Annotated in this window: 23 protein-coding genes, 1 tRNA gene and 1 pseudogene; 20 read left to right on the top strand and 5 right to left on the bottom strand. The window is 36.0% G+C overall.

The features are described 5' to 3' along the window. Positions 1–106: 106 nt before the first annotated feature. The 5 genes from I2F89_RS06335 (at position 107) to I2F89_RS06315 (ending at position 4,351) form a co-directional block, all read left to right on the top strand. Positions 107–493, top strand: a complete 387-nt coding sequence (locus I2F89_RS06335; RefSeq protein ID WP_071866400.1) for a hypothetical protein — start codon at positions 107–109, stop codon at positions 491–493. A gap of 8 nt (positions 494–501) precedes the next feature. After that, positions 502–1,263: an alpha/beta fold hydrolase gene (locus tag I2F89_RS06330; RefSeq protein WP_071866401.1), complete on the top strand. Its 762-nt coding sequence runs from the start codon at positions 502–504 to the stop codon at positions 1,261–1,263. A 157-nt stretch (positions 1,264–1,420) separates the two neighbouring features. Next, the gene (locus tag I2F89_RS06325; protein ID WP_010735724.1) at positions 1,421–2,389 is read left to right on the top strand and encodes a LacI family DNA-binding transcriptional regulator; all 969 of its coding nucleotides are present in this window, start codon (positions 1,421–1,423) and stop codon (positions 2,387–2,389) included. A gap of 62 nt (positions 2,390–2,451) precedes the next feature. Beyond that, positions 2,452–3,144, top strand: coding sequence for a hypothetical protein (locus tag I2F89_RS06320; protein ID WP_066025374.1), 693 nt, complete (start codon positions 2,452–2,454; stop codon positions 3,142–3,144). A 151-nt stretch (positions 3,145–3,295) separates the two neighbouring features. Next, on the top strand, positions 3,296–4,351 hold the full coding sequence (locus tag I2F89_RS06315) for a zinc-binding alcohol dehydrogenase family protein (protein ID WP_086334569.1): 1,056 nt from the start codon (positions 3,296–3,298) through the stop codon (positions 4,349–4,351). 79 nt (positions 4,352–4,430) lie between these two features. Here the strand turns inward: I2F89_RS06315 and I2F89_RS06310 are convergent, their stop codons facing one another. Beyond that, positions 4,431–5,096 carry a YitT family protein gene (locus tag I2F89_RS06310; protein ID WP_071866403.1) on the bottom strand — a complete coding sequence of 222 codons (666 nt, stop codon included), beginning with the start codon at positions 5,094–5,096 and terminating at the stop codon, positions 4,431–4,433. A gap of 511 nt (positions 5,097–5,607) precedes the next feature. On the opposite strand from I2F89_RS06310, the gene I2F89_RS06305 reads away from it, so the two are divergent. The 8 genes from I2F89_RS06305 to I2F89_RS06270 all read left to right on the top strand — a co-directional run bounded on the left by I2F89_RS06305 (position 5,608) and on the right by I2F89_RS06270 (position 14,119). Next, positions 5,608–5,823: a hypothetical protein gene (locus tag I2F89_RS06305; RefSeq protein ID WP_010735720.1), complete on the top strand. Its 216-nt coding sequence runs from the start codon at positions 5,608–5,610 to the stop codon at positions 5,821–5,823. A 129-nt stretch (positions 5,824–5,952) separates the two neighbouring features. Next, positions 5,953–7,491, top strand: coding sequence for an ABC transporter permease/substrate-binding protein (locus I2F89_RS06300; RefSeq protein ID WP_086334570.1), 1,539 nt, complete (start codon positions 5,953–5,955; stop codon positions 7,489–7,491). Continuing rightward, entirely contained in the window at positions 7,488–8,435 is a 948-nt protein-coding gene (locus tag I2F89_RS06295) for an ABC transporter ATP-binding protein (protein WP_074799730.1), read from the top strand. Before I2F89_RS06300 ends, I2F89_RS06295 begins: the two co-directional genes overlap by 4 nt. 413 nt (positions 8,436–8,848) lie before the next feature. Next, a complete protein-coding gene (locus I2F89_RS06290; RefSeq protein ID WP_074799729.1) occupies positions 8,849–10,342 on the top strand; it encodes a helix-turn-helix domain-containing protein in 1,494 nt (497 codons plus the stop codon). A 322-nt stretch (positions 10,343–10,664) separates the two neighbouring features. Further along, entirely contained in the window at positions 10,665–12,137 is a 1,473-nt protein-coding gene (locus tag I2F89_RS06285) for a helix-turn-helix domain-containing protein (protein WP_086334571.1), read from the top strand. Positions 12,138–12,512: 375 nt separating this feature from the next. Further along, entirely contained in the window at positions 12,513–12,851 is a 339-nt protein-coding gene (locus tag I2F89_RS06280) for an LPXTG cell wall anchor domain-containing protein (RefSeq protein ID WP_195513846.1), read from the top strand. 41 nt (positions 12,852–12,892) lie between these two features. Further along, positions 12,893–13,495, top strand: coding sequence for a hypothetical protein (locus I2F89_RS06275; RefSeq protein WP_071866408.1), 603 nt, complete (start codon positions 12,893–12,895; stop codon positions 13,493–13,495). A gap of 246 nt (positions 13,496–13,741) precedes the next feature. Further along, positions 13,742–14,119, top strand: a complete 378-nt coding sequence (locus I2F89_RS06270; RefSeq protein ID WP_229078057.1) for a hypothetical protein — start codon at positions 13,742–13,744, stop codon at positions 14,117–14,119. Positions 14,120–14,233: 114 nt separating this feature from the next. On the opposite strand, the gene I2F89_RS06265 is transcribed toward I2F89_RS06270, so the two are convergent. Together I2F89_RS06265 and I2F89_RS06260 are read right to left on the bottom strand one after the other, a co-directional pair. Then, complete coding sequence (locus I2F89_RS06265) at positions 14,234–14,866, bottom strand: LysM peptidoglycan-binding domain-containing protein (protein ID WP_195513842.1); 633 nt, start codon at positions 14,864–14,866, stop codon at positions 14,234–14,236. A 400-nt stretch (positions 14,867–15,266) separates the two neighbouring features. After that, complete coding sequence (locus tag I2F89_RS06260; RefSeq protein WP_010735711.1) at positions 15,267–15,479, bottom strand: DUF378 domain-containing protein; 213 nt, start codon at positions 15,477–15,479, stop codon at positions 15,267–15,269. A 209-nt stretch (positions 15,480–15,688) separates the two neighbouring features. Here I2F89_RS06260 and I2F89_RS06255 point away from each other — a divergent pair, with 209 nt between their 5' ends. Together I2F89_RS06255 and I2F89_RS06250 are read left to right on the top strand one after the other, a co-directional pair. Continuing rightward, positions 15,689–16,381: a DNA-directed RNA polymerase subunit omega gene (locus I2F89_RS06255; protein WP_195513832.1), complete on the top strand. Its 693-nt coding sequence runs from the start codon at positions 15,689–15,691 to the stop codon at positions 16,379–16,381. 95 nt (positions 16,382–16,476) lie between these two features. After that, the gene (locus tag I2F89_RS06250) at positions 16,477–16,752 is read left to right on the top strand and encodes a hypothetical protein (protein WP_195513830.1); all 276 of its coding nucleotides are present in this window, start codon (positions 16,477–16,479) and stop codon (positions 16,750–16,752) included. Positions 16,753–16,898: 146 nt separating this feature from the next. Here I2F89_RS06250 and I2F89_RS06245 read toward each other — a convergent pair. After that, positions 16,899–16,981 (bottom strand) — tRNA-Leu (locus I2F89_RS06245). Between the two features lie 64 nt (positions 16,982–17,045). On the opposite strand from I2F89_RS06245, the gene I2F89_RS06240 reads away from it, so the two are divergent. The 4 genes from I2F89_RS06240 to nagA all read left to right on the top strand — a co-directional run bounded on the left by I2F89_RS06240 (position 17,046) and on the right by nagA (position 21,054). Further along, complete coding sequence (locus I2F89_RS06240) at positions 17,046–17,207, top strand: hypothetical protein (RefSeq protein ID WP_169823223.1); 162 nt, start codon at positions 17,046–17,048, stop codon at positions 17,205–17,207. Positions 17,208–17,341: 134 nt separating this feature from the next. After that, positions 17,342–18,559 (top strand): pyridoxal phosphate-dependent aminotransferase, encoded by a 1,218-nt coding sequence (locus tag I2F89_RS06235; RefSeq protein WP_019724414.1) that lies wholly within the window; start codon positions 17,342–17,344, stop codon positions 18,557–18,559. A 435-nt stretch (positions 18,560–18,994) separates the two neighbouring features. Beyond that, positions 18,995–19,831: a helix-turn-helix domain-containing protein gene (locus tag I2F89_RS06230; protein ID WP_195513828.1), complete on the top strand. Its 837-nt coding sequence runs from the start codon at positions 18,995–18,997 to the stop codon at positions 19,829–19,831. A gap of 74 nt (positions 19,832–19,905) precedes the next feature. Further along, on the top strand, positions 19,906–21,054 hold the full coding sequence (gene nagA, locus I2F89_RS06225) for an N-acetylglucosamine-6-phosphate deacetylase (RefSeq protein ID WP_195513826.1): 1,149 nt from the start codon (positions 19,906–19,908) through the stop codon (positions 21,052–21,054). A gap of 94 nt (positions 21,055–21,148) precedes the next feature. Here the strand turns inward: nagA and I2F89_RS06220 are convergent, their stop codons facing one another. After that, complete coding sequence (locus tag I2F89_RS06220) at positions 21,149–21,937, bottom strand: MerR family transcriptional regulator (protein WP_324250205.1); 789 nt, start codon at positions 21,935–21,937, stop codon at positions 21,149–21,151. Positions 21,938–22,099: 162 nt separating this feature from the next. Between I2F89_RS06220 and I2F89_RS06215 the strand changes: the two are divergent. After that, positions 22,100–24,691, top strand: a pseudogene (locus I2F89_RS06215) (HAD-IC family P-type ATPase). The last annotated feature ends 195 nt before the right edge of the window (positions 24,692–24,886 follow it).

Raw genomic sequence — 24,886 nt, 5'->3', positions numbered from 1 at the left:
CATCATATCAGAAATAATGCGATTGAAGAAAAGAATAAACGTTTATTACTTTAAAAAAATGATAAAATGATTATAATAGAATTATAAAGAGAGTCAGGTGAGCGCGATGAAGCGAATGAACAGGGTCATTGGAGTCAGTCATATATGTAGTATTTTTCTTAGTATGTATTTAGGGACCCATGCGATCCAACAACCCATTGAAGCGAATTCCTTGTTATTCCCAATCTCACTAACTGATGGGGTAATATTAAGTATTTTTCTTTTTCTAATGGTGTTTATTGGTAATATTTTTGGTAGTGTGGCTAGCTTCTTTAACATGTCGATTTCTCCAGCCTTATCCATAGGATTAGGAATCATAGGAATATTCGCCATGTTATTCTTTGTCAAAAGGATGGATTTTTATACTATTGCATTTGGGCTACTATGCCTTGTACAAGTCATGCTAAGTTTATGGTTGTCTTTACGGTCAACCAATCTAATGAAAATCAGGTGAATCAATCAGTGAATCCAATTATTTTGAAACGAACCATCAAAAACATACCCGTATTAGAAGTTGTCCAAAAAGAGTTGAAGACAGAGAAAATCCCAGTAGTGATCTACTATCATGGTTGGCAGACAAGCAAGGAGCTTGTATTGACTCAAGGTAGAAAACTGGCTAAAAAAGGGATGCGAGTTTTGCTTCCAGATGCGATGAATCATGGCGAGCGTAAACAACCCGTTTCAAAAATTCCTTCCTTTACTTTTTGGAGTAGTATCTACGGGAATCTATTCGAGTTTGATACATTGATCGAACATCTAAAAAAACGTGAACTTCTTTCAGATAAATTAGCTGTGGGTGGTGTGTCAATGGGTGGAATGACCACTTGTGCATTGCTAGCCAAACACCCAGAAATCACTGGCGGAATTTGTTTGATGGGATCACCAGCACCACTTGAATATGGCAATGAAATTTCACGCAGAGCGCAAGAATTTCAATATAAGGTGCCAGATGATTATTTTGACTTGATTTCATGGGTCAACCATTATGATCTATCTTTACAACCAGAAAAACTAGCAGGTCGTCCTTTATTTTTCTGGCATGGTGAAAAAGATGAAAAGATTCCTTTTCGACAAGTGTCTAAATTTGTCGAAAAAAACCAAGATAAGTCTTATGGTAAGGGAATCGTCTTTCGTGCTTCTTCGGAAAAACGTCATATGGTAGAAGTCCCATTGATGGAGGAAGCAGCGGATTTTTTGAGCCAAATGATGTCTGTGTCTATATAGTAAGTAAGAGGTCTAACTAGGTAAAACGTCTATCAAAGAGAAAATTTTTTCTTTGGTAGACTTTTTTTTCAGAACTACTTGAGAGTTGCTCTTTTTTAGCACGAATCTTTGCTATAATGACTATAGTTATGTAATTAGGCATGGAAGGGGAGATCTTATGCCAACATTGGCAGATGTAGCGAAACGAGCAAATGTCTCAAAAATGACGGTTTCTCGGGTGATCAATCATCCAGAGCAAGTCACTGATGAGCTAAAGGAACTAGTTTTTACCGCCATGGCTGAATTGGATTATCGTCCGAATATTGCAGCAAAAGCGTTAGTTTCAAACCGTTCACAGATCATCAAGTTGTTTATTCTTGAGGAAATCGATACCACGGAACCCTATTATATGAATTTACTTATGGGGATTGCCAAAAGGATTGGTAAAGAGCACTATTCCTTGCAATTAGTGACCAACGATGCTTTTGATGTTGGGTCCTGCGATGGTTATATCATCACTGGCGTGCGTCAAAGAGATTTTGATTGGATCAATCGTCTAGAAAAGCCAGTTGTGTTATTTGGTGAAAATCGTATGGGCTATGATTATGTTGATAGCGATAATCAATACGGAACCGCCAAAGCGACACAATATGCCTTAGAAGTTGGTTATCAAACGGTTGTTTATATCGGCATCGATGAAGCAGAACCTTTTGAACTATCTAGAGAAGCGGGCTATCTAAAAGTGATGGAAGAGGCTGGGCTAACTCCGAAAATGCTGCGTTTTGATAATCATTCCACCACACCAGAAAAATATATCACAGAACATTGGGATGAATTTTCAGATAAAACGTGTTTTGTTTGTAGTTCTGATCGCTTAGCGCTTGGTATTGTTCGTGGCATCACACAAGTTGGTGGGCAGTTACCCGATCAATTTGGCGTCATTGGTTTTGATGGCGTATTTCTTGATCAAATCAGTTCCCCAAAACTGACTACCGTTAAACAAGACATCATTCGTATGGGGGAAGTGTGCGGCGAAATGTTATTAAAGAAAATTACTGAAAAAGGAGCAAGCCAAGGATATCGCCACTTTTTCCCAGAATTGATCATTCGTGAAACGACAAGAAAGTTAAATAAGACTAACGCTTAGCTATAGAAAATAGACGATTTGTGCTATTATAAGAGAAAGTCCACTTAAAAAGGATGGTTTACATGACAGAAATCAAACGAAAACATTTTCGCTTTCCTGCATACGATGATCATATAGGGGTAAAGTTAAAAAATGAAAATAGACGTGTGCTGTTTGACGGGCAAGATGATCTGATGACCGATACAAGCGACAAACCATTGTTCGAACAAATCAATGAATTTCATTTTGAAGATTATTCAAAAAATGAAAAAAATCCTCATTCGACAGTCAATGTTCGGCATGCTTCGACACAAAAAGCAAATCTAGCAAAACATAAACAAAATTTGCCAGACTATAGACAGAGTAAAAAAACACAAACAAAACGAAACAGTCAGACGAATTTCGGCTATACTCGTCATGCCAGTCCTTCAGAGCAAAGACCAACACAGGAAAAAACAAGCCAATCACGAAGTGTATTCAATCGTTCGGGAAGAGAACGTTCTTATTTTGTACCTAAGTACGTACCAGCTTCGATCATTCCTGATCCGAAAAAAAATAAAATCTCTGAAGAAGAATTGCTCGCTTCGATCAAAAAAGAAAAGAATGCGTATCTTTTATTTGAAACAGAAAATACACCCTATGATGGAAAACAAGGTGTAACAATGAACCAAGAGAAAAGTTCAAGTAAGAAAACTCACGGAGTATTAGATCGTTCGTTGGAAGGCCTGATCAATGACCAAGGTAATTCCTTGAAAGGCAATGGTTATTTCCAATAAGTAGTGACTACTCAAGTATGAGAAAAAGTTGTTCCTTCAAACATTCAGACAAATAAGAAACAAGCAGGACTTGTGAAAAAATGTCTGGAGGTTGGAGTGGAACAGCTTTTTTTTGACCGACTATATTATTGCAGTAGAAAGGAATAGTAAAATGATAAATAGACCCTCATCAATGAAAAGGTTTGGTTTTACTTGTGAGACCCCTTATCCGCAATTGATTGAAGAAGATATTATGGTACCAAAACCTGGCGAACACGACTTATTGATCGAAGTTGTAGCACTTTCGATCAATCCTGTAGATACGAAGCGAAGAGAAATCGTCAAAGAAAAAACATTTACCGTACTCGGCTATGATAGCGTGGGTTATGTTCGGGAAATGGGCTCGGCTGTAAAGGATTTCAAGCTAAATGACCGTGTCTATTATGCAGGAACGACTCAACGTGAAGGGAGTCAACAAGAGTATCAAATCGTTGATGCACGGATCGTTGCGAAAGCTCCTAAGAATCTTAGTGACGAAGCCGCTGCTGGGATTCCATTGACTGCACTTACTGCCTATGAATTGCTATTTGAAAAGTTTCAATTAGTTCCTCAAGAAAAAGCGAATGAAGGGAAAGAGCTTTTGGTGATCAATGGGGGAGGTGGTGTTGGTTCGATCATGACGCAACTAGCGAAGTGGACGGGGATGAAAGTGTATGCTACCGCTAGTCCTCAAAATTTTGGATGGCTTGAAAAAAATGGCGTAGACGTTCCAATTGATTACCATCATTCTCTTTATGACCAATTAAAACAAGCTGGGAGCGATGGTGTTGACTATATCGCAGTGTTGTATGATATTGAATCCTACCTACCAGAAATAAAAAAAATCATTCAACCTTTAGGGCATATTGGCATGATCGTCAATACAAAAGAGAAAATCGATTGGAATGAATATAAAAATGATTCAATCAGCTTCCATTGGGAGTATGTTTTCACAAAAACAGATCATAATAAAGAAATCGCAACACAAGGCGCGATCCTAGAGACATTGACAAAGTTATTTGAAGAAAATAAACTTCATAGCCACGTAACAACTGTTTACTCAGACGGTATCAACCGAGCTTCACTTGAACAAGCGATGAAGTTGGTGAGTGAAGGTGGCCAACAAGGAAAAGTCGTTCTGTCGGGTGGGTTCAAAACCAGTGGTTCACTGGATCTACAAGACATCTAGTAAGGATTACTATAAAAAGCAACTACCTTCTCAAAATAGAAGACTATTTGAGAAGGTAGTTGCTTTTTATGATAATGGTTCAATCTATATATGAATCTTCCAGAGGCTCTAATTGATTGACTGTTGGGGATGGAGCTGTGATTTTTTTGAAAGGATTAGCGAAGCGGAAGTACTTCACTTTATTCAATGTATAAGATAAAATTGAGCAACTCAAAAGAGTATAGGCAAAATGCGTAAAATCCAAATACAACAAAGACACAACTAAAATCCCAAACGTGATAACAAATAGACTTTTCCCGATATTCACATGATAATATTTTTCAATTGCTTGATAAACGATATCTGTTCCGCCAGTGCTGCCCCCAAAACGAAAAACTAAGCCACAACCGATTCCCGAAAGAATGCCAGTCATTAGACTATTCACTAAAAGATTTCCAACAGCAAAGTGGACATTTAAATTTTCCCATACATGCAAGAAGAAGACTAGAGAAAATGTTCCGACGATCGTTCGAATAAATGCATGTTTTCCAAAAATAAACAAGGAAATCAGCAATAAAGGTAAATTTATGATCAGTGAGGTGATGGAAGGCGCAAAGCCAAATAAATGATTAAGTAAAAGAGCAATTCCTGTGACACCACCGTCAGCTAATTTTGAAGGGAGATTGATTCCGGTTACCGCTAATCCATAAAGAGCAGCCCCCAAAATAATTCCACATAAGTCTAATAAAAATTTTACTTGTTTCATCTCTAACCTCTTTTCTTTTTGAAAATTTTCAGCAATCTTTATATTACACTGAACGACTCTATAAATTCAATAGGTAAATAGAAAAAAATATACATAATGAAGCATATTTAATTTCGGTCAATCACTCCTAGTAAAACAATCATTTAAATCAAAAATGATTCTCTGTAAAAAGATGTAGTGCATAATTTAGGGGATAAAAAAAGAGTGAATAAAAGAGCGTGATAAATAAAAAAATATATTTAAAGATAAAAAAACATAAATTATTTTATCAAATTTAACGATTATGATGTTAAAACAACCGATTTTTACTTTTTTGGTCACTGACACACAACTTAAAGTATAATAATTATTGAACAAGCCAGTAAACAAGTATCTCCCCCACGAGATTTTAAAAGTTACTGGCTGTTTTTTTTTGTTCAAAATTCCAACTTCTACTTTACAACGGGAACGATTGTTCGTATAATAAAAGAGCGAACAATTGTTCGGTATAAAATAATAGAGGTGATCAGAGATGCAATCAATGAGACGTTTTGGTGCGATGTTGTTGATTTTATTTTTTGGAATTATTATAGGTAATTATGGGTTACAAACAGCATTATTGATTTTTTTACCTTCGTTTGTATTATGGTTTGTGATGTGGGATGAAAAAAAGTATCGACAAAATGAACGAAAACGCAGGTATGAAGAAACCTTCTATCAACATAGAGCTACGTATGATTCAAAATAACTAAATACAAAAACAAAACTTGCAATCACTTCTCACCATCTAGTCGATTGCAAGTTTTTTTTAAAACAACTTAGTTGGGGATTTACTTCGCTATGTTTATACTTAAAGGAGAACAGAAAGGAAGGTCATATGAATACGTTTATCGAAACGCTCAATGAGAGAAAAGAAGAATTATTCGCAGCAACATTTCAGCACTTATCTATTTCATTGATTGCATTATTGATTGCCGCAGTAATTGCGATCCCACTTGCTATTTGGGCAGTCAACCATAAAAGAATGGCAGAATTTTTGTTACAAGTAACGAGTGTACTGCAAACCATTCCCTCACTTGCACTTTTAGGATTATTGATTCCATTTGTAGGGATCGGCACTTTACCGGCGTTGATCGCCTTGATTTTATATGCCTTATTACCAATATTTCAAAGCACTTATATAGGGTTAGCAGAAATCGATCCATCAATCGAAGAAGCAGCAGTTGCTTTTGGGATGTCTCGTTTTCGAAGATTGATCAAAGTAGAGTTACCCATCGCGCTGCCTGTCATAATCTCAGGTATCCGCACTGCGTTGGTATTGATCATTGGGACAGCAACATTAGCAGCCTTGATCGGTGCAGGCGGGCTAGGAACATTTATCTTGTTAGGGATCGATCGGAATACACCTGTTTTAACTTTGATCGGCGCAATCAGTTCTGCCTTGTTAGCCATTGTTTTCAGTAGCTTGATCCGTCTATTACAACACTTGAAACCTCGTTATACGATGATCACTTTAGGCTTGATTTTGACTTTAGTCGCAGGTGCTTCCATATATCAAACTGGTTTCTTGAAACAAGAGAAAATCACGATTGCCGGTAAGCTTGGTGCAGAACCAGATATATTGATCCAGATGTACAAAGAGTTGATCGAAGAAGAAACCGAAGCGGAAGTCGAATTAAAACCGAATTTCGGCAAAACGAGTTTTTTATTCAGTGCTTTAGAAAACAAACAAATCGATATTTATCCAGAGTTTACTGGAACAGTATTAGAGAGTTTGGTTACAGTTCCTGAATCAGTCAAGGACCAAAAATTAACCAAAGAAGAAACTTATCATGAGGCCAATAAACTGTTAAATGAACAGTTCTCAATGACACTTTTAAGTCCGATGGCTTATCAAAACACATATGCTCTTGCTGTTAAACGTGACTTTGCGGATGAACACCAATTAAAATCAATTTCTGATTTAGCTAAAATCGAGAATCAAATCAAGGCAGGATTCACGTTAGAATTTATCGATCGTGCGGATGGGTACAAAGGGATACAGGAACTTTATCAGTTAGATTTTCCGAGTGTCCAAAGCATGGAACCTAGTTTACGTTACCAAGCAATAAATAATGGTGATGTCAATGTTGTGGATGCCTATTCGACCGACAGTGAACTGAAACAATACAATTTAGTCGTCCTAGAAGATGATCGGGGATTGTTCCCTACGTACCAAGGCGCACCGTTGATGAATGAAGATTTTGCCAATGACCATCCAGAAGTCGTGGCTGCTCTAGAGAAACTTAGCGGTAAAATAACTGAGGAACAGATGCAAACGATGAATTATCAAGTAAATGTCGAGAAAAAACAACCAGCTGAAGTGGCAAGACAATTTCTGGTTGACCAAGGGTTAGTGAAGGAGGGTAACAATTGACCGAACTGATTGAATTTAAAAACGTCCAGAAAATCTTTAATGATAAATATGCAATTAGACAATTAGACCTTTCGATCAATGAGGGAGAGATCTTTGTATTGGTAGGTCCTTCGGGAAGTGGCAAGACAACTTCACTAAAAATGATCAATGGGCTGTCTTTACCAAGTGTGGGGGAGGTATATTTCAAAGGTAAATCATTAAAGGACTATAACTTGCAAAAAATGCGTTGGCAAATGGGGTATGTCTTGCAACAGATCGCATTGTTTCCAACGATGACTGTCAAGCAGAATATCGAAGTGATCCCTGAAATGTTAGGCTGGGAAAAACAGAAACGATCCGAGACTTCGGATCAGTTACTGGCAAAAGTTGGTTTAGATCCCGATGTCTATCGTGATCGAATGCCACAAGAATTATCTGGAGGAGAACAACAGCGTGTAGGGATCATTCGGGCACTAGCAGCAAATCCAGAAGTGATCTTGATGGACGAACCTTTCAGTGCATTGGACCCTCTATCAAGAACTTCCTTACAGGAGCTCGTTTTGTCACTTCATAAAGAATTAGGTACGACAATTGTTTTTGTTACCCATAACATGGAAGAAGCAATCAAATTAGGGGATCGGATCGCTGTGATGAAAGAAGGGGTATTGATCCAATGTGATACACCAGAGCGATTATTGATGCATCCTGAAAATGACTTTGTTCGTAGTTTCTTCGAGGAATCGATCCAAGACAATGACCAGACAGTTGAACAACTTATTCTTGCTGGCTTTTTTGAGAAAGAGATCACTGAACAACGAAGAGTGGTTCAGATTGATACACCATTAAAACAATTATTTGCTCAATTAGAAAAAGTCGAAAAAGTCAACATCTACAAGCAAGAAATACCTATTGGAGAGATATCTAGAGAAAATGTCTTTGCATTTTTAAGTGGGAAGCAGATTTGATTCATTTGGATGTTTTAGATATGTGATCCATGAATTATTTAGATAACTGCACTAAAGAAGGTATAAATCAATAAAAGTTATTTAAAAACGTATTAGAATAACAAATAAAGAAATGATCGAATAAAGGCATAATTTTTTGGATGCTTTTACTCGATCATTTATCATTACGGATATTATTTAGTCAAAAATTAAAAATATCTCACGTTATCTTCATTTTTCTTGTAGACATAAGGGGATTTATATTTTAAAATTATGATTAAGTAATAGTACATATATTTTTGGGGAAATCTTATTTCAATGATAACTTTAAATAAAAATTGAATAATCATATAAGAAAAAAATGGAAAAATCACAGTCGGGGTGTTATTTTTTTGTTTATTACTGTGCTTTTTTATTAGATTTGGGGGAGTAAAATGAAAGGAATATTAAATAAACAAAGTACCAGGCAATTGGCATTATTAGAATTGCTGTGGGAGAATGAATGGTTGACCGTATCAAAAATTGTTCAAGTCATCGGGGGAGTGGAAAAGACGATACGAACGGATATCAAACATTTGAATGAAATAATCAAACCGCTTAAAATTGAAACATCTTTTAAACATGGTGTTTTCTTGGATAAAACACTCGGAGTCTCAAAGACACATCTTTATTCTTTATTTTTACAAAACTGCATCGAATGTCAGATCATTGAAGAAATTTTTATCAATCCGAATCTTACTAAAGGTGAGTTATGTGATTGCTTGTTTATTTCAGAGACACAGTTGAACCGCTTGCTGACCAAGCTAAATTCAGTTTTAGATAAATTTTCGATACAAATCAGTCACGAATTGACGATTGAAGGTTCAGAGATAAATATTCGTAAATTATTTGCTAGTTTGATGTATGAAAAATATCTTTCAGCGGAAACGCTTCTTTTAAAAGAAGAGTTTGAATTAATCGATCGATTGATCCAATGTTTTTATGAGGAAAACATAACGATTATTGAAGCGAATGACCAACATCATTTTTTATTAAATAAAATACATTTAAAAGTACTTGCTGCGCTATATCGATGTAAGCAAGGTGCTTTTATTGAAAAAAAAGCAACTGTGTTTAGCTACAAAACGATTTTGAATGATGAAGAATTAAAACGTAAATGCAAAGAATGCTTTGAAATTAAACTGAACGAAGACGTATTATACAACTTATTTGCCAACTATTGCGAACCTTTTAAAGTGACCGGATCTTGTCAACAGTTAGGTATTTTCCAATCATCCTTACATAGTAAAATTGAACGACTGATCAAAGATTTATCCCAACGATTTAATATTGAGTGTTCCCATAGTGATACATTGATTGCTGACATTTTATGGAGTAGTTTTCGAATCACTGGGCCGACTTTTATATTGAATAATGTGATTGAAGAATTTGTTTTGGAATTAATGGGTGAAAATCAAACGATCATGATTGAATTAAGAGAGTGTTTTGCAGAAATATATGAAGAACTTGAACTTAAAGCATTTGATAAGAAAAATATGGTGTATCAATCGATTTATAGTTTGGTTACGCAGTGGTCTGATTTTAGGATCGAGATGAAAAAGACTCATCAGATCAAAGCCGCATTGATCTTGGATGTACCCATCGGTCATTTGCGTATGTTAAAAGAAGAAATCGAAATGCATTTTAGAAGTACATATTCCGTTGATATCTTGTCACCATTTGATCTGTTTAGCCAAGCAAAATTAGAAAAATATGACTGTGTGTTGACAGATGTTTGTACAATCCGAGGGTCCGTCGAACAATCGAGGGTCATTGGTATTCCCCATTATTTCGATAATGAGTTCATTCACAAATTGCATACTTTTATTATAAACAGAAAAGAAAGTATCCAGTTATTTAGAAAAGAACTTGTGATGCAATCTATTTAATAATCCAATTTATTAGATATGCCTAAACTGGCATATCTTTTCTTGTTCTTAATTAATAAAAATCCAATAAACCATTGGTAAATACTCACTTTGAAAATAGTTGTAAATAGAGCAATCACTGAATAAATGAGAATACCTTATCTTTATTCAACTATACCAATTTTTTTAATGATGGAATTATTGATATTTTCAATACATTTCCCTATAAGTTCTATCGTTATTTTACCAAGCAGTCGGTAGATTGAGATTATTTTTAGATAAATCACTATGTTAAAAATAATGTAGACGTTCAATATTTTTTGTTTGGAGAGGTGGAAACGAAATGAGAGAAATCTTAGATGGACGTTTGAAACGTCAGTTGAAGATTTTGGAAATATTATGGGATACTCAGTGGATGACGACAGCTGAATTAGCCGAAATGATCGAAAGCTCAGAAAAAACAACTCGAAATGATCTTTCGCAAATCAATGAGATGATTGCACCACTGACAATTGAAACCTCCTTTAGATCAGGAGTATTGCTAAAGAAAAATCTGAAAACACCGAAAGCATTCATCTATTCAAAAATTTTGAGTAAGAGTTTGGAATACACCTTACTTGAAACACTATTTTTTAGAAAAGTAAGTTCAAAAGATGATCTAAGTGATAGTTTATATATATCTGAAACACAAGTATCACGTATTATTAATCGAATTAATCAAGTCATCAGTAAGTATGATTTTAAAATCAATAATCATCTCGATATTGTAGGTAATGAAGGGAATATTAGAGATTTTTTTTCTGCTTTCTTTGCAGAAAAATATAATTTACCTGAGAATCTAATGAAAATCGATGATATCTCTCTGATCACGGATATCATCGAAGTATTTGTAAAAGAGAATACGATCTGGGCATTAGTCAATAATGACAGCCACTTGTTTTTAGGAAATATGAAATTTCATTTATTTATATGTTTTATTCGTTTAAAGCAAGATTATAAGTTGATATCGGGGAATGTACCGTTTATTTTTCAACATTTCGCAAATGAAACAGAACTTTTAGGACGTATCGATGAAAATTTTGCTGTCCATCTAAGAGAAGAAAACCTCCAACAACTTTTCTATGAGTTTTATCAACCGATTCATCCAACTTTACGATTACAATATTTAAATGTCCAAGTTGATGCAGTAAATCAAAAAAATAAACTTAATCAAGTAATAGAATACTTAGAAAATAAGTTTGGTATAGTTTGTGAAAATCGTGATCAATTGATTCATGATATTTATTGGACAACCATGAATATGGTAAGACCCACCTATATTTTACATAATAAGAAACGAGAATTCTTTCAAAACGTAAAAAGAGACAGTCCCACACTAGTTAAAGATCTAGAAGAACGTTTTTTTGAGATTTATCAGACATTAGGATCTGCATTTCATAGCTATCTAGATGAAATGATCCATCAATCCGTCTTCAAGTTGTTGACTTCCTGGTCAGAGCTATGGGTACAAGTACGGAAGCAAAAGATAAAACTCCATGTCGCACTATTATTAGATAGTTCTTATGATCATATGCGTATGCTCAAAGAGGAAATCAAATTTTATTTTCGACATAATATCAATATAGAGATTCTCAACCCTGCGACAAAAATACAAAATGATTATTTAAAAAAGTTTGATTGTCTTCTGACAGATATATATTCCAATGACTACTTTGAAGTGCCTACTCTTGGGATTTCTAACTATTTAGATGAAGCGATCATTGATAAATTGGTCGAGTACTATCACATCAAAGTGGATGAACTTGCTGAGATTTGATCTACTATACAAAAATCAGTTGGCAATTGTTTCAGGATAGTTATTCGATTCCGCGATATCTTACTCAATTATTTCTTTTGGTGGGAATTATTAAGAAAAGTTCAGACTGGTTGGTTAAAATAATATGTTATTTATTTTTTCTTGGTTTCATATGGACTCTATAATGCTATCTTATCACTGTTATATATGGGGTATTAGTCAATAAGTGTAAGTCTTGTTTGTATTTGTTACTAAAATAAATAACTATATATTCTTATTTTATTTACCAAACTGGCGGTAAAACTTGGTTTTAAAAGTGTTGGTTTTTTAAGGATAATTGTTTTGTGGGAATCGTGTCGTTTATATTAGGAGGTGAAGGGTAAGATAAAAAAGACGATGTATTACATGATAGGTGTGTTGCTGTTATGCGTTATGAGCCCAACTGTCTATCATGCTCAACAATCAGAAATACAAACAGTTCATGTCGAAGCAACGATCGGTGATTTAGGTAATAGTTCCGAAAATCAAGACGACACAGGGCAGAGTACCCAAAATGAAGAACAGCAAGCTACAGGTCCAACATCAAAAAAAAGTGAAGGTTCTTCCTCTAATTTCCCACAAACTGGGGAACGTTTGACCAATGGAATTGCTTTGATCGGTTTATTGCTTACTCTTTTTTCGATAGGATTGTTTTATACGTTCAATCAAAAAGAAGAACGACTACAAAAAATTTAGTGAAATAATATAGGTTATTTCAGCAAGGAGAGAAATTCAATATGAAGAAGCTAAGTAATTTAGCGATTGTATCTACAATTTTATTAAGTGGTTTGGGACTTGGATCAATGAACGCTGCTGCCAATGATTTGGGATGGATTCCTGGACAACCAGATAATACACCGGGGCAAACGATTAAAGGTGATGACAAAGCCGATGTTCAAGTTTCAGGGTGGATCGGAGAATGGGATCCAGTTGATCCAGAAGATAAACGCTATATCGATATCACGATCCCTACGACTGTAAGATATGCAAATGCGATGGCAGAAGATGGAACGCCTCAACCAGAGATCGTTTCACCATTATATGCAATGACAAATAATTCAACTTCACATAGAGTGATGATCGAAGTAGAAAGTTTTGCGGAGACAAGCTCAACTGGGATCACTCAAGATTTGTTCTTTACACCATTAAATGAAGCAGCGGTTCGTTTGCAAAGTGCTTCTGGACAGTTCTTGGATACTCGTACTTATTTGACAACTATTGGGACAGGCCAAACAAAATCCTTGAAATTTGAAGGAGCAATCACTAGTCCATTCCAACAAGATGTTATTGTGACACCTGCATACACGATGTCATTCCATTTTTCTGCATTGGCTAACTAATCTTAGCAAAGTTGATAAGTATTCCATTACCTAATTTAGTAGAAAGAGTCTGAATGACAGACTTTTCACTTATAATTTGAGAAAGGAGGTTGAGAAAAATGGCACATAGTAATAATATTGAAAAAAAGAATCATAGTAAAAAGAAGAGAACTTATATCTTGTTTTCTTTGCTACTCGTATGTCTTGTAGCAGGGATTGGCGGATACTTTTATTTTTAATCAATCTCCTCCTCAAGTAGTGGCAGGGTTGCCTGATTTAGATGATAATCTGTCAAGATTGAGTAATGAAGATATTTTAAAAGCAATGCAAGATCAAGTGGATAAAGACAAAATGCGTATTCTTTTGAAACATGATATAGAGGTTGATAAAGAAGGAAAAGCAAGTGTCGATGTACGTAATAATGGTCAGAATGCATTCAATATCCAAGTAGAATACTATCTAGCATCCAATAATAAACAATTGTATAAATCAGGATTGATTCCTCCAAACAACCGAATAGACTCTATCCCTTTTGAGAATCTACCTGATGCTGGCAGTCATGATGTTAGAATTTTATACAATATTTATAACGAAGAAAAATTGGTCAATACAACAACGATCGATGGTACAATCAATATTAGTTGATCGCTGATTGAAGTTAACATAAATAAAAAATGGAAGGCTCAGAAAATAGATAATCTATTTTCGAGCCTTCCAATTTTTTATTTATTTTGCTTTTAACTCAATGTTAAATCGTTCTTAGTACCAACCGTTAGCTAACCAGAAAGCTTGTGCAGCTTCCCAAGAGCCATAACGAGAGGCAACATATTGTTCTGCTACTCTTTCTTGATTGGCAGCAGAGTAGTCACCGTTCAAGTAAGAAGAGTCTAATTGGTAACGGCCGATATAGCGTCCGTTTGTTGCTGTGTAAGAACCGCTAGATTCTTTTTGTGCGATCCATTCTTTGGCATCGTTCGTACCAGTTGAAACAGCTACTTCAGTAGCAGGTGCTTGTTCCACAACTGGCGCTTCTTCTACTACAGGAGCTTGTTCCACTACAGGAGCTTGTTCCACTACAGGTGTTTCCACAACTGGAGCTGTTTCTTGAACAGGTTCTACAGGCGCTTGAGTAGCGACAGGAGCAGCTGCTTGCTCACCAGTAGGAATAGTTAGTTCTTGACCTGAAAATATCAGGTGAATGTTTGAGATTGAGTTCGCTTCGGCAATTGTTTGGATCAAGGAGTTGTCACCAACGTATTTTTGAGAAATCGTTGATAAAGTATCACCTGATTGAACAGTGTAGGCTTCGTCTGCGTGTGCAGAAGTACCCATAAATAATGCAGCGCCGGCGGCCAAAGTTGTTCCAAAAAGAATAGTTTTAAGTGATTTCATGAAAGATCTCCTTCGTATTTTAAAAAGTTATTTTGATTAGCTGTTTTCGCTAACGAGTAATACTTTACCATGATGAGACATTTCATAGGTGATAAAAACGTAACAGTTTATGACAAAGCTACCTTTTTTGTAATATTTAACGAAACATATGTAACCGAAAAACGCTTTCTTTCCTTTGATTAAAAGAATGTATGTTCTCGTTTTTTGATAAGAAAAATTAGTTAAGAAAATATTAAGCGGGCAATAAATATGTTTTTTCTATTGTAGAAGATAAAATGGCTGGATATCAATCAATCATAATAGCTATTCTTAAGTCTATAGACGACAATACGAAGAAGTTAATCAATAAAAAAACATGGAGCAAATGTTTGCCCCATGTTCTAAAAAAATCAAATCCCAATTATTGATGTTCTACACGATTGGAGATCATTGGAAAGAATTTCAAACAATAAATAGCACAAATCCCAACAATAATATATATAGCTTTAGCTAAAATAGTCGTAGAGCCGCCTGCAATCGTCGCAACTAAATCAAATTCTAATAAACCGACTAATAACCAGTTCAATCCTCCAACAATCAACAATGTTAAAGCAATCATATCTAATGTTTTCATTGAAATTACCCCTTTCCTATATGACATACTATTATTATAAAACAATTAAAGAATTTGTACTAAAATATTGCTTGTAATTTAATTTATAGTCCTTTCATTTCAACGTTTATAGAATTTGAAAATTAAAAATAGATATGTCTTGACAATAGATAAGTAAAAGATTAGATTTAGCTGGTTATAAAATAATAATATTTATTAAGGAGAAGAACATGAAAAAAAAATGGATGATTACTGGATTGATTGCATTGTTGCTAGGGGGGATTGGTTATACGGGCACACGGTTTGCAGGAGAAGTTTTATTCTGGGGTGGGGAATCTGATATCACTAAGATCAACGAAAATTTAGAAAAACTTGATCAACAGTTAACAAGCCATAACCAAAAAATCACTGACTTGAATAGTCAATTAGCGATAAAAAATCAAGATCTTCAAAACATACAAACAAAAGCGCAAGAATACCAAACAAAGATCACTGACTTGGAAACGCAAAAGAGCCAATTGGTTGCTGAACATGCAAATTTACAAAACCAATTAACCAGTAAAGAAAGCCAACTAAATGACAAACAAATCGAAATCAACAATAAGATCAATGAAATCACTCAAAAAATAAACGAAATCAACACCCTAAATAGTCAATGGAATACTAGACTTCAAGAGATTCAGGGCAAATATACAGAGATGCAAAGTACTGTCAATCAGTTAAACGAGCAAATCAACCAATTAAATCGAGAAAAAACAAATTTACAAACTGATTTAGCAACCACGAAGAAACAATTAGAAACTATTTCAGCAGAAAATAGTAATTTGAGAAGTTATATCGCACAATTAGAAAAAGCGAGAAACGATGCAAAGCAAACGGCGGAAAAATCTCAACAAATCGTTGATCGCCAAGTGAATAAGTAGACGTTAAAGATACTTTTTTAGAGTTTTTTTTCAAGGAAAATCACTTGAAAAACGGAACGTTTGTTCGTATAATGGTGATGAGGGGAGAGATGACAATGGAAAGAAAATATGGCACGGTCTCAAAAATCAGAACGATCAAACTAGGGGAACGACCACTGATCCGTTTTACTTTAGGGTCAGAGAATTGCTTGATTGCTAATCATAGTCTTAATTTTATTGCCGATGTCGATGAAGGAATGAAGATATTTGTGAAAGGCTACTATAATAACCGTAAGCAATTTGTCGTCAAAGACTACACGGTATTAGAAAAACCAAACATTGTTGTCGCTTTTGAAAATAGTCTCTTCCCTAAACAGAAGATCATCGAATGAGAGAACAAAAACAATGTTTGATAGCAATGACGAATGGATTACTCTTATATAGGTAGAAAAAAATGTAAATTGACTCGTTGAACTGCCTTGTTTTTCAAATAAAAACAAAAAAACTCATGGCATAAACCATGAGTTTTACTTATTTATGCAGACGATGGGATTTGAACCCACACGAGCTTGCGCTCACAAGACCCTCAATCTTGCATGTCTGCCGTTCCATCACGTCTGCAAGAAACAACACTTTAATCATAGCGAGTAACGAAATAGATGTCAAGATATGAAAGAGGAAAATCATGAATAAATATGATGGAGAATTTTCCATTTTAGGAATGGTGGCAGGCATGATCATTGGATCAGCATTCGGACAATTGATCATGGGGATATTCTTAGGTGTGATCATTGGGATCGCTATGGATTGGGCAGCAAATCTTTGGAACGATCGACATGAAAGATAAAAGTAAAAAAAGTTGATTTTCATCTAGGATTTTTTTAAAACGGTGGCAAAAATCAGATGAATGGAGTATGATATGGAAATAAATAGGTATAATCAGAAATTTCTAACTTTTTTGAAACGAGGGATTGGATCACTATGAGAGAATTTGAAAAATCCAACAAATTAGAAGGCGTAAGTTACGATGTCCGGGGACCGGTTCTTGAAGAAGCAGAGCGAATGCAAGAAGAGGGCATCAGTATTTTAAAATTGAATACGGGAAATCCAGCACCATTTGGATTTGAGGCACCAAATGAAGTGATCCGTGATTTGATCATGAATGCTAGAGATTCAGAAGGCTATTCGGATTCAAAAGGGATTTTTTCTGCACGAAAAGCGATTGAACAGTATTGTCAATTGAAAAAATTTCCAAATGTGACGATCAATGATATCTATACTGGTAATGGGGTCAGTGAGCTGATCACGATGTGTATGCAAGGGCTACTGGACAATGGCGATGAAGTATTAGTGCCAATGCCAGATTATCCTTTATGGACAGCTTCTGTTTCTTTGGCTGGAGGAAAACCAGTTCATTATGTATGCGATGAACAAGCCGAATGGTATCCAGATATTGAGGATATCAAATCCAAAGTTACTAGCCGGACAAAGGCAATCGTGATCATCAATCCTAATAACCCAACAGGAGCTTTATATCCGAAAGAGTTATTAGAAGAAATCGTGAAAATCGCACGAGAACATCAATTGATCATTTATTCAGACGAAATCTATGATCGTTTAGTGATGGACGGCTTAGAGCATATCCCGATTGCGACTTTAGCACCTGATCTATTCGTTGTCACATTGAATGGCCTATCTAAATCACATCGTGTGGCGGGATTCCGTGTCGGCTGGATGGTGTTGAGTGGTGACAAATCAAATGTAAAAGGCTATATCGAAGGGTTGAATATGCTTTCCTCTATGCGTCTTTGTTCAAATGTCCTGTCACAACAAATCATTCAAACTGCATTAGGTGGCTACCAAAGTGTGGATGAATTGTTATTGCCAGGTGGACGGATCTACGAACAAAGAGAATACATCTATAATGCAATCAACGATATCCCTGGATTATCAGCAGTTAAACCGAAAGCAGCATTTTATATCTTTCCAAAAATCGATACGAAACGCTTTAATATTACCAATGATGAGCAATTCGTATTAGATTTTCTACACGAGCATAAGATTTTACTGGTTCACGGAGGCGGTTTTAACTGGCCTGATCCAGACCACTTTCGAATCGTTTACTTACCAAAATTAGACGATCTAAAAGTAACGGCGAAAAAAATGCGTGAATTCCTGACAACCTACCAACAAAGATAGGAAATGTCATATTTTGGCTGTTGTGCGTGTGTATTAAGTAGGTAGTTTTAAGCGCAAGCGAGTAACTGACGGGACAAATCAAGATTTTATGAAGTAAGTGAATCACTATAAAAATTGGAATCAACGATTCTTATAGGCGTTTGCTTACTTCACTAAATCAACCGTTTTTGTCTGGGGTTTATTCTCACTTAACACCTGCAATAACCATTTTCGAGTAATAGCCAACGAGTAGTAAAAACGATGTGATTGGCAAGTTTTTTTATAAAGTAAATACGACTTCACCTAAAAGCCGTCCGGATACCGAGGCGTTTTTTTAATGTCAATTTTTGAAAAATGATTCGTTGCTATTGGACTTTTCTTGAAGTTTACAAAGTAGTCAAGTACAATACATGTAGTCATGCGAATACGCATATTTTTTTTGAGAGGGGGATACTTATGGAAGCATTAGTCGATTCCTTTGGTACGATCATCAAAGAAATCCGAAAAGAACAAAAAATGACTCAACAAATGCTTTCACAAGGCATTTGTTCTCAAAGTGTGCTAAGTAGAATCGAAAATAACGAAGAGTTACCAAATGTATTAGTGATGGCCCAAATCTGTCACAGGCTTGGTGTAACGATCGATTATGTAATGAACTTATCCAAGGACAAGATGCGAGCAGCAACTAGACAGTTTGATCTTCTGGACCTTTACTTTTTAAAAAGAGATTATCGTAAATTAGAACAAGAACTAAAATCAGCGAAGGTGACAGAGAATCTCTATTCAGCTGAGGATTTTCAACGGTATTATTATTATTTAGGTGTTTGTGAATTTACAATAAGGAAAAACCTAGTAAAGGCACTTAGTTACTTGAAAGAAGCATTGACTTACTCCAGCCAAAAAGATCGGACACATGTCTGTGATATCGAGATCCAATTGATCAGCTGTATTGGTAAAGTTTATGGGGTTGCAGGGAGAAGTACAGAAGCAAGATATTATTTAAGTCGTAGTGTCCAACTCTTGCATGATACGATCAACGAGCACAACAAAAGCGAATTGACGCAGATTTTTTATAATTATGGTAGTTTTCTATTTCATCAAGGAGAACGCCAAGCAGCTCTTGAACAAGTGAATCAAGGGATTCGTTGGGCACAAGAAAAAAATAGCTATTATTATTTAAATGATTTATTTATTCTAAAAAGTTTGATCTACAAACAGCAAAATGAACTATCAAAAGCATTGTTTTATGAAGAATTAGCTCAAGCAGTAAAAAAGATTGCTAAAAGTATATAAATGGTGTAGACCATTCTTGACTTCTTTCGTAAATAAGAGTAATTTAAAGGTAGATCATCAAAGGAGAGAATAGAATGAGAACTTATATCTATGCTGACAAATTCTTTTTAGCATCTGGTGTGAAAAACACTGGATATCTTGAAATCACTGATGGGCTTTTTGGCGAATATCTTTCAGAAAAACCAACAGGTGAAGTAACGATCATTGATCAAAGCGGTAAATGGATCGCCCCTGGACTTGTAGACACACATATTCATGGGTTTATGAATCACGATGTTATGGATAATGACGCAGAAGGAATCAAAGCCATGTCAGAAGGCTTATTATCTTGTGGGGTAACTGCCTTTTTACCTACAACATTAACCTCTAGTAAAGAACGTCTAAAAGATGTGGCAGAGACGATTGGAAATATGTACCATGAAGCTCCTGGCGCTAAAATCAAAGGGATCTATTTTGAAGGACCATTCTTTACAGAAGAGCATAAAGGCGCGCAAAACCCAAGTTATTTTGGCGACCCCGATCTGGCAGTCTTCAATGAATGGCAAGAAGCTTCAGGCGGATTGATCAAAAAAATCGCATTAGCACCAGAACGCGCAGGTGTGGAAGAATTTGTAAAACAAGTAACAGATGAAGGCGTTGTCGTTGCTTTAGGTCATAGTAATGCAACGATCAATGAAGCACAAGCAGCTGTTGAAGCAGGTGCAAGTGTATTTGTTCATGCGTTTAACGGGATGCGCGGCTTGAACCATCGTGAGCCAGGTATGGTCGGCGCGTTATTATCATTGGATCACGTATTTTCTGAGTTGATTTGTGACGGTCACCATGTCCACCCAAATGCAGCACAGATCCTGATGGAAAAAGCAGGACATGAACATGTGGCTTTGATCACGGATTGCATGATGGCTGGTGGGATGCCTGATGGTAACTACAATTTAGGTGAGTTCCCAGTAGTCGTAAAAGATGGAACGGCTCGCTTAGAATCTGGAAATCTAGCTGGAAGTATCCTAAGATTAAAAGAAGCAATCAAAAATGTCGTAGATTGGGGCTTAGCTACACCAGAACAAGCAATCATGATGGCTACGTACGTTCCTGCAGTTAGCTGTAAGATCGACGATACATGTGGAAAGATTGCTAAAGGAAGAGATGCTGATTTCATCGTCTTGAATCCTGACATGACCTTAGATGCCACCTATTTAGATGGTGTTGAACGTTATCATGCGTAAAAAAGCATAAATGAACAGCCAAAAGGAAGAAGCAACTCGTAGCTTTACTCTCTTTTGGCTGTTTTTTTGTGCTGTTTTTTAGATAAATAGTTGGTTACTGGATCAATACTTCTAAGCGTGTAATAAATTCATTCTGGTCATTGGTTTCATGGAAATCTACGAGATAGAGTTCATAAAATGGACTTTTTAATTCTAGTTGATGTGTTTGTGCATATTTTTTTATTTCTTGAATGCCTGTGACTTGTTGCTCGTAGGCTCCTTGGTAAGTGTAGGTCAAGTATTTCCCGGATGGTAACGTGGACACCTCGTTGATCAAAGAGGCAGTTTCTGGATAGAAATAAAAGACTTGATAGGCAAAAGGATCTGACTCTTCATGTAAGATACTTCCAAATAAATTTTGATTGTTGGCACTGAGGTGTTTCTCATGTTTTTTATGCAGCTGTTTCAATGCGTAATCGACATCATCGCTAGTCGTCATTTCATCGTCTTTGATTACTTGACGTAACGGATGTTCCATCACGATCGGTTGATTGAATGGAGTATCTTCTACTTCATAGATCAACTGTAAGCGATCATCTAATAAGGAAATTTTTTCTTTTGATTCTGCAATCAAACGATGCAAGGAGTCAATTTCAAATCGTAAAAGTTCTTTTGTTCGATCGATATTTTTATTATTCAGGTACTCGACGATCTCAGGCAAAGAAACATCAAAATATCGCAGATCGCGAATCGTATTTAGTTGTTCTAATTCTTTGTACGAATAATTTCGATAACCGTTATCGTCATAATCTGGTTGGATCAAACCGATTTTTTCATAGTAACGTAAAGTATGTGGAGTAATATCATATAATTTTGCTAATTCATTGATTTTCAATCGATTCACTTCCGTTTGATTTTATTTATAGTTTATATCTGTCCCTCATTTTACTATTAGTTGATTCAAAAAAGCGAGTATTTTTAAATTATTTACACTGAACTCTTGACCTTAGAGTTACTCTAACCTGTAATCTGATTATAGATTAGTCAGTGTTGGAGGAGAAAAAGTATGGAATGGTATAACAAGTCAACGGAAGAAACAATCAAACAAGTTCAAGTCACAGAATATATCACAGAGAGTGATCGACTGGAACGTCAACAAAAATATGGCAGAAATAAAATGGAAGAAAAGGATCAAACACCAGAATGGCAAAAATTCTTATCTTATTTCCATGATGCGTTGATGTACATCTTATTAGGGGCAGCGATATTGAAAGTAGCAACCGGTGCATTGATGGAAGGTGGCATGATCTTTTTAGTTGTTTTTCTAAATGCGATGATCGGGTACTTCCAAGAACGAAAAGCAGCTTCTTCTTTAGATAGTATCAAAGGATTATTGAGTGATAAAGCAGTGATTTTAGAAGATGGTAAAAAACGAGAGATCGATCCGGCAGACTTGGTTGTTGGCGATCAAGTCGTCTTGACTGCTGGAGATATCGTCCCAGCAGATGTTCGAATCATCGAGTCATTCAATTTACAAGTGGATGAGGCGATTTTAACAGGAGAAACACATTCTGTCAGCAAAACTGTTGAGAGCTTACCTGAAAATACAGAACTAGCTGAACAAGTAAATATGGCTTTTTCGGGCACAAAAGTTGAATCTTGCAATGGATTAGGTGTAGTTGTTGAAGTAGGTTCGAATACTCAAATCGGTAAAATCAGCCATTCTTTATCTACTGTTGAGGAACAAGAAACCCCATTATTGAAGAAAATCAAGGAAATGAATACAAGTATATTTAAAGGAATCAGTGCATTGATTTTGTTAATTGCTCTTGTTTCGTATTTTTATTACGGTATGACATGGGGCTATATTGCTACGGCGATCATTGCTTTGATCGTTTCTTCGATCCCAGAAGGCCTGCCGTCGATTTTAACGATCATTTTGTCGATCGGCGTGAATCGAATGGCAAAGAAGAATGCCATCGTAAAAACATTGCCTACAGTAGAAACCTTAGGTGCGATGACGGTTATTTGTTGAGATAAGACAGGAACATTGACAAAAAATGAAATGTCTTTAGTTCATATAGCGACATTAAATGATTGGTATACGCCTGAAACATTTGCGAAAGTATCGCATACAAAAGTTGAAGAATATTTGTTACAAGCGATGCATAATTGTCAAGAAACACAATTAGCAGATGGGGCTTGTCCTGCAACAGGAAATGCAACAGAACTTGCATTATTACGTTATACAAATACACAAAATGCGATAATCCATTCACCTATTGCCAAAATCCCTTTTGATTCAGCGTATAAATACATGGGGACTGTTCATGAGATCAATGGGAAGAATATCTTGTTCGTAAAAGGTGCACCGGATGTATTGATCGAAAAAGCGGGGCAACAAATGGACGCTAGAGGTATGAGCCAATCGATCGATAAAAAACGTTGGCATAAGAAAAATGAGGAATTAGCGAGTCAAGGGCAACGTGTGTTAGCTTTTGCGATGAAAGAAATCGGCGATAAAGACTTATCTCATGATTCACTAGATGAAGCATTGACGATGATTGGCTTATGCGGCGTGATCGACCCACCAAAAGAGTCAGCGATTGAAGCAGTGAAATCGATGCAACAGGCAGGAATACGTGTCAAAATGATCACAGGCGATCATCCACTGACAGCGAAAGCCATCGCAAAACAACTAGGATTGCAAAATCATCAAACAGCAATCACAGGAAAAGAGCTGAATCAACTGTCAGAGCAACAATGGCAACGAGCAGTAAGTGAAAACGATGTATTTGCGCGAACGACACCAGAACACAAATTGGCAATCGTTTCTTATCTACAAGCGCAAGGTGAAATTGTTGGGATGACCGGTGATGGTGTGAATGATGCACCAGCTTTGAAAAAAGCTGACGTCGGGATTGCTATGGGAATCAAAGGGAGCGATGTCAGTAAGCAAGCAGCAGATATGGTTTTAGTCGATGATAATTTTGAGACGATCGCTTATGCAGTCAAAGAAGGACGTCGGATATTCGACAACTTGAAGAAAACGATTCTCTTTTATTTACCAACATGTTTGGCGCAAGGATTATTGTTACTTTTCTCATTGATCGGAAACTACCCATTACCTTTGACGACTGTGCAAATCTTATGGTTGAATCTAGTTGCTTCGATCACCTTGTCCTATGCTTTAGGATTTGAACGGGCAGAAAAACAAGTGATGAGTCGACGACCACGACCATTGAATGAACGGATTTTGTCACGATATGCGTTGATGCGCATTTTATATGTAGGGATGATCTTAACGATCTTAGGCTTAACTGCGATGGAATATGTCTCAAACGATGCACGTCAGACCGTGTTGATCAATGCAATGGTGTTTGGTCAAGCCTTCTATATGATCAATTGTCGTAGGATTAGCGAATTTAGTTTAGATAGAGGATTATGGAAAAATACAGCATTGTTTTATTCAATTGGGATCATGATCTTGCTTCAAGCCGCGATGATCTGGTTCCCACCATTACGAATGGCTTTAGGAACAAACCTACTATCAAGTACGGAAGTCGTCATCAGTCTTTTACCTGGATTACTTTTATTCTTCTTAGTAGAAATTGAAAAATATGTTTTATCAGCTAGAAGTTACAGGGTAGGTGCTTGATCATTCATATTATTGAAATGAAACATATAAAGATAGCAAAGTAACTAGGTGCTTTTCATTCACACTAAACCCAAGTAACATTGGAAGAGACTAGTTTATAAAATAAGTTAGTAAAAACGAGAGTGGGACAATAGTCCTTTCTCAAAAATAGAAATGAGTCCAATTTTGATGTGTTTTGTCAAAATTGGACTCGTT

The sequence above is a fragment of the Enterococcus sp. 1001283B150225_161107_E12 genome, assembly GCF_015556925.1.
Taxonomy (GTDB): domain Bacteria; phylum Bacillota; class Bacilli; order Lactobacillales; family Enterococcaceae; genus Enterococcus_B; species Enterococcus_B mundtii.
This window is presented reverse-complemented; position numbering and strand designations above follow the sequence as displayed.

What these genes read in the sequence shown, in the direction of transcription:
- I2F89_RS06335 (WP_071866400.1), top strand. Translation starts at nt 107, where the DNA reads ATGAAGCGAATGAACAGGGTCATTGGAGTCAGTCATATATGTAGTATT.
- I2F89_RS06325 (WP_010735724.1), top strand. Translation starts at nt 1,421, where the DNA reads ATGCCAACATTGGCAGATGTAGCGAAACGAGCAAATGTCTCAAAAATG.
- I2F89_RS06320 (WP_066025374.1), top strand. Translation starts at nt 2,452, where the DNA reads ATGACAGAAATCAAACGAAAACATTTTCGCTTTCCTGCATACGATGAT.
- I2F89_RS06315 (WP_086334569.1), top strand. Translation starts at nt 3,296, where the DNA reads ATGATAAATAGACCCTCATCAATGAAAAGGTTTGGTTTTACTTGTGAG.
- I2F89_RS06310 (WP_071866403.1), bottom strand. Translation starts at nt 5,096, where the DNA reads ATGAAACAAGTAAAATTTTTATTAGACTTATGTGGAATTATTTTGGGG.
- I2F89_RS06305 (WP_010735720.1), top strand. Translation starts at nt 5,608, where the DNA reads ATGCAATCAATGAGACGTTTTGGTGCGATGTTGTTGATTTTATTTTTT.
- I2F89_RS06300 (WP_086334570.1), top strand. Translation starts at nt 5,953, where the DNA reads ATGAATACGTTTATCGAAACGCTCAATGAGAGAAAAGAAGAATTATTC.
- I2F89_RS06290 (WP_074799729.1), top strand. Translation starts at nt 8,849, where the DNA reads ATGAAAGGAATATTAAATAAACAAAGTACCAGGCAATTGGCATTATTA.
- I2F89_RS06285 (WP_086334571.1), top strand. Translation starts at nt 10,665, where the DNA reads ATGAGAGAAATCTTAGATGGACGTTTGAAACGTCAGTTGAAGATTTTG.
- I2F89_RS06280 (WP_195513846.1), top strand. Translation starts at nt 12,513, where the DNA reads ATGTATTACATGATAGGTGTGTTGCTGTTATGCGTTATGAGCCCAACT.
- I2F89_RS06275 (WP_071866408.1), top strand. Translation starts at nt 12,893, where the DNA reads ATGAAGAAGCTAAGTAATTTAGCGATTGTATCTACAATTTTATTAAGT.
- I2F89_RS06265 (WP_195513842.1), bottom strand. Translation starts at nt 14,866, where the DNA reads ATGAAATCACTTAAAACTATTCTTTTTGGAACAACTTTGGCCGCCGGC.
- I2F89_RS06260 (WP_010735711.1), bottom strand. Translation starts at nt 15,479, where the DNA reads ATGAAAACATTAGATATGATTGCTTTAACATTGTTGATTGTTGGAGGA.
- I2F89_RS06255 (WP_195513832.1), top strand. Translation starts at nt 15,689, where the DNA reads ATGAAAAAAAAATGGATGATTACTGGATTGATTGCATTGTTGCTAGGG.
- I2F89_RS06250 (WP_195513830.1), top strand. Translation starts at nt 16,477, where the DNA reads ATGGAAAGAAAATATGGCACGGTCTCAAAAATCAGAACGATCAAACTA.
- I2F89_RS06240 (WP_169823223.1), top strand. Translation starts at nt 17,046, where the DNA reads ATGAATAAATATGATGGAGAATTTTCCATTTTAGGAATGGTGGCAGGC.
- I2F89_RS06235 (WP_019724414.1), top strand. Translation starts at nt 17,342, where the DNA reads ATGAGAGAATTTGAAAAATCCAACAAATTAGAAGGCGTAAGTTACGAT.
- I2F89_RS06230 (WP_195513828.1), top strand. Translation starts at nt 18,995, where the DNA reads ATGGAAGCATTAGTCGATTCCTTTGGTACGATCATCAAAGAAATCCGA.
- nagA (WP_195513826.1), top strand. Translation starts at nt 19,906, where the DNA reads ATGAGAACTTATATCTATGCTGACAAATTCTTTTTAGCATCTGGTGTG.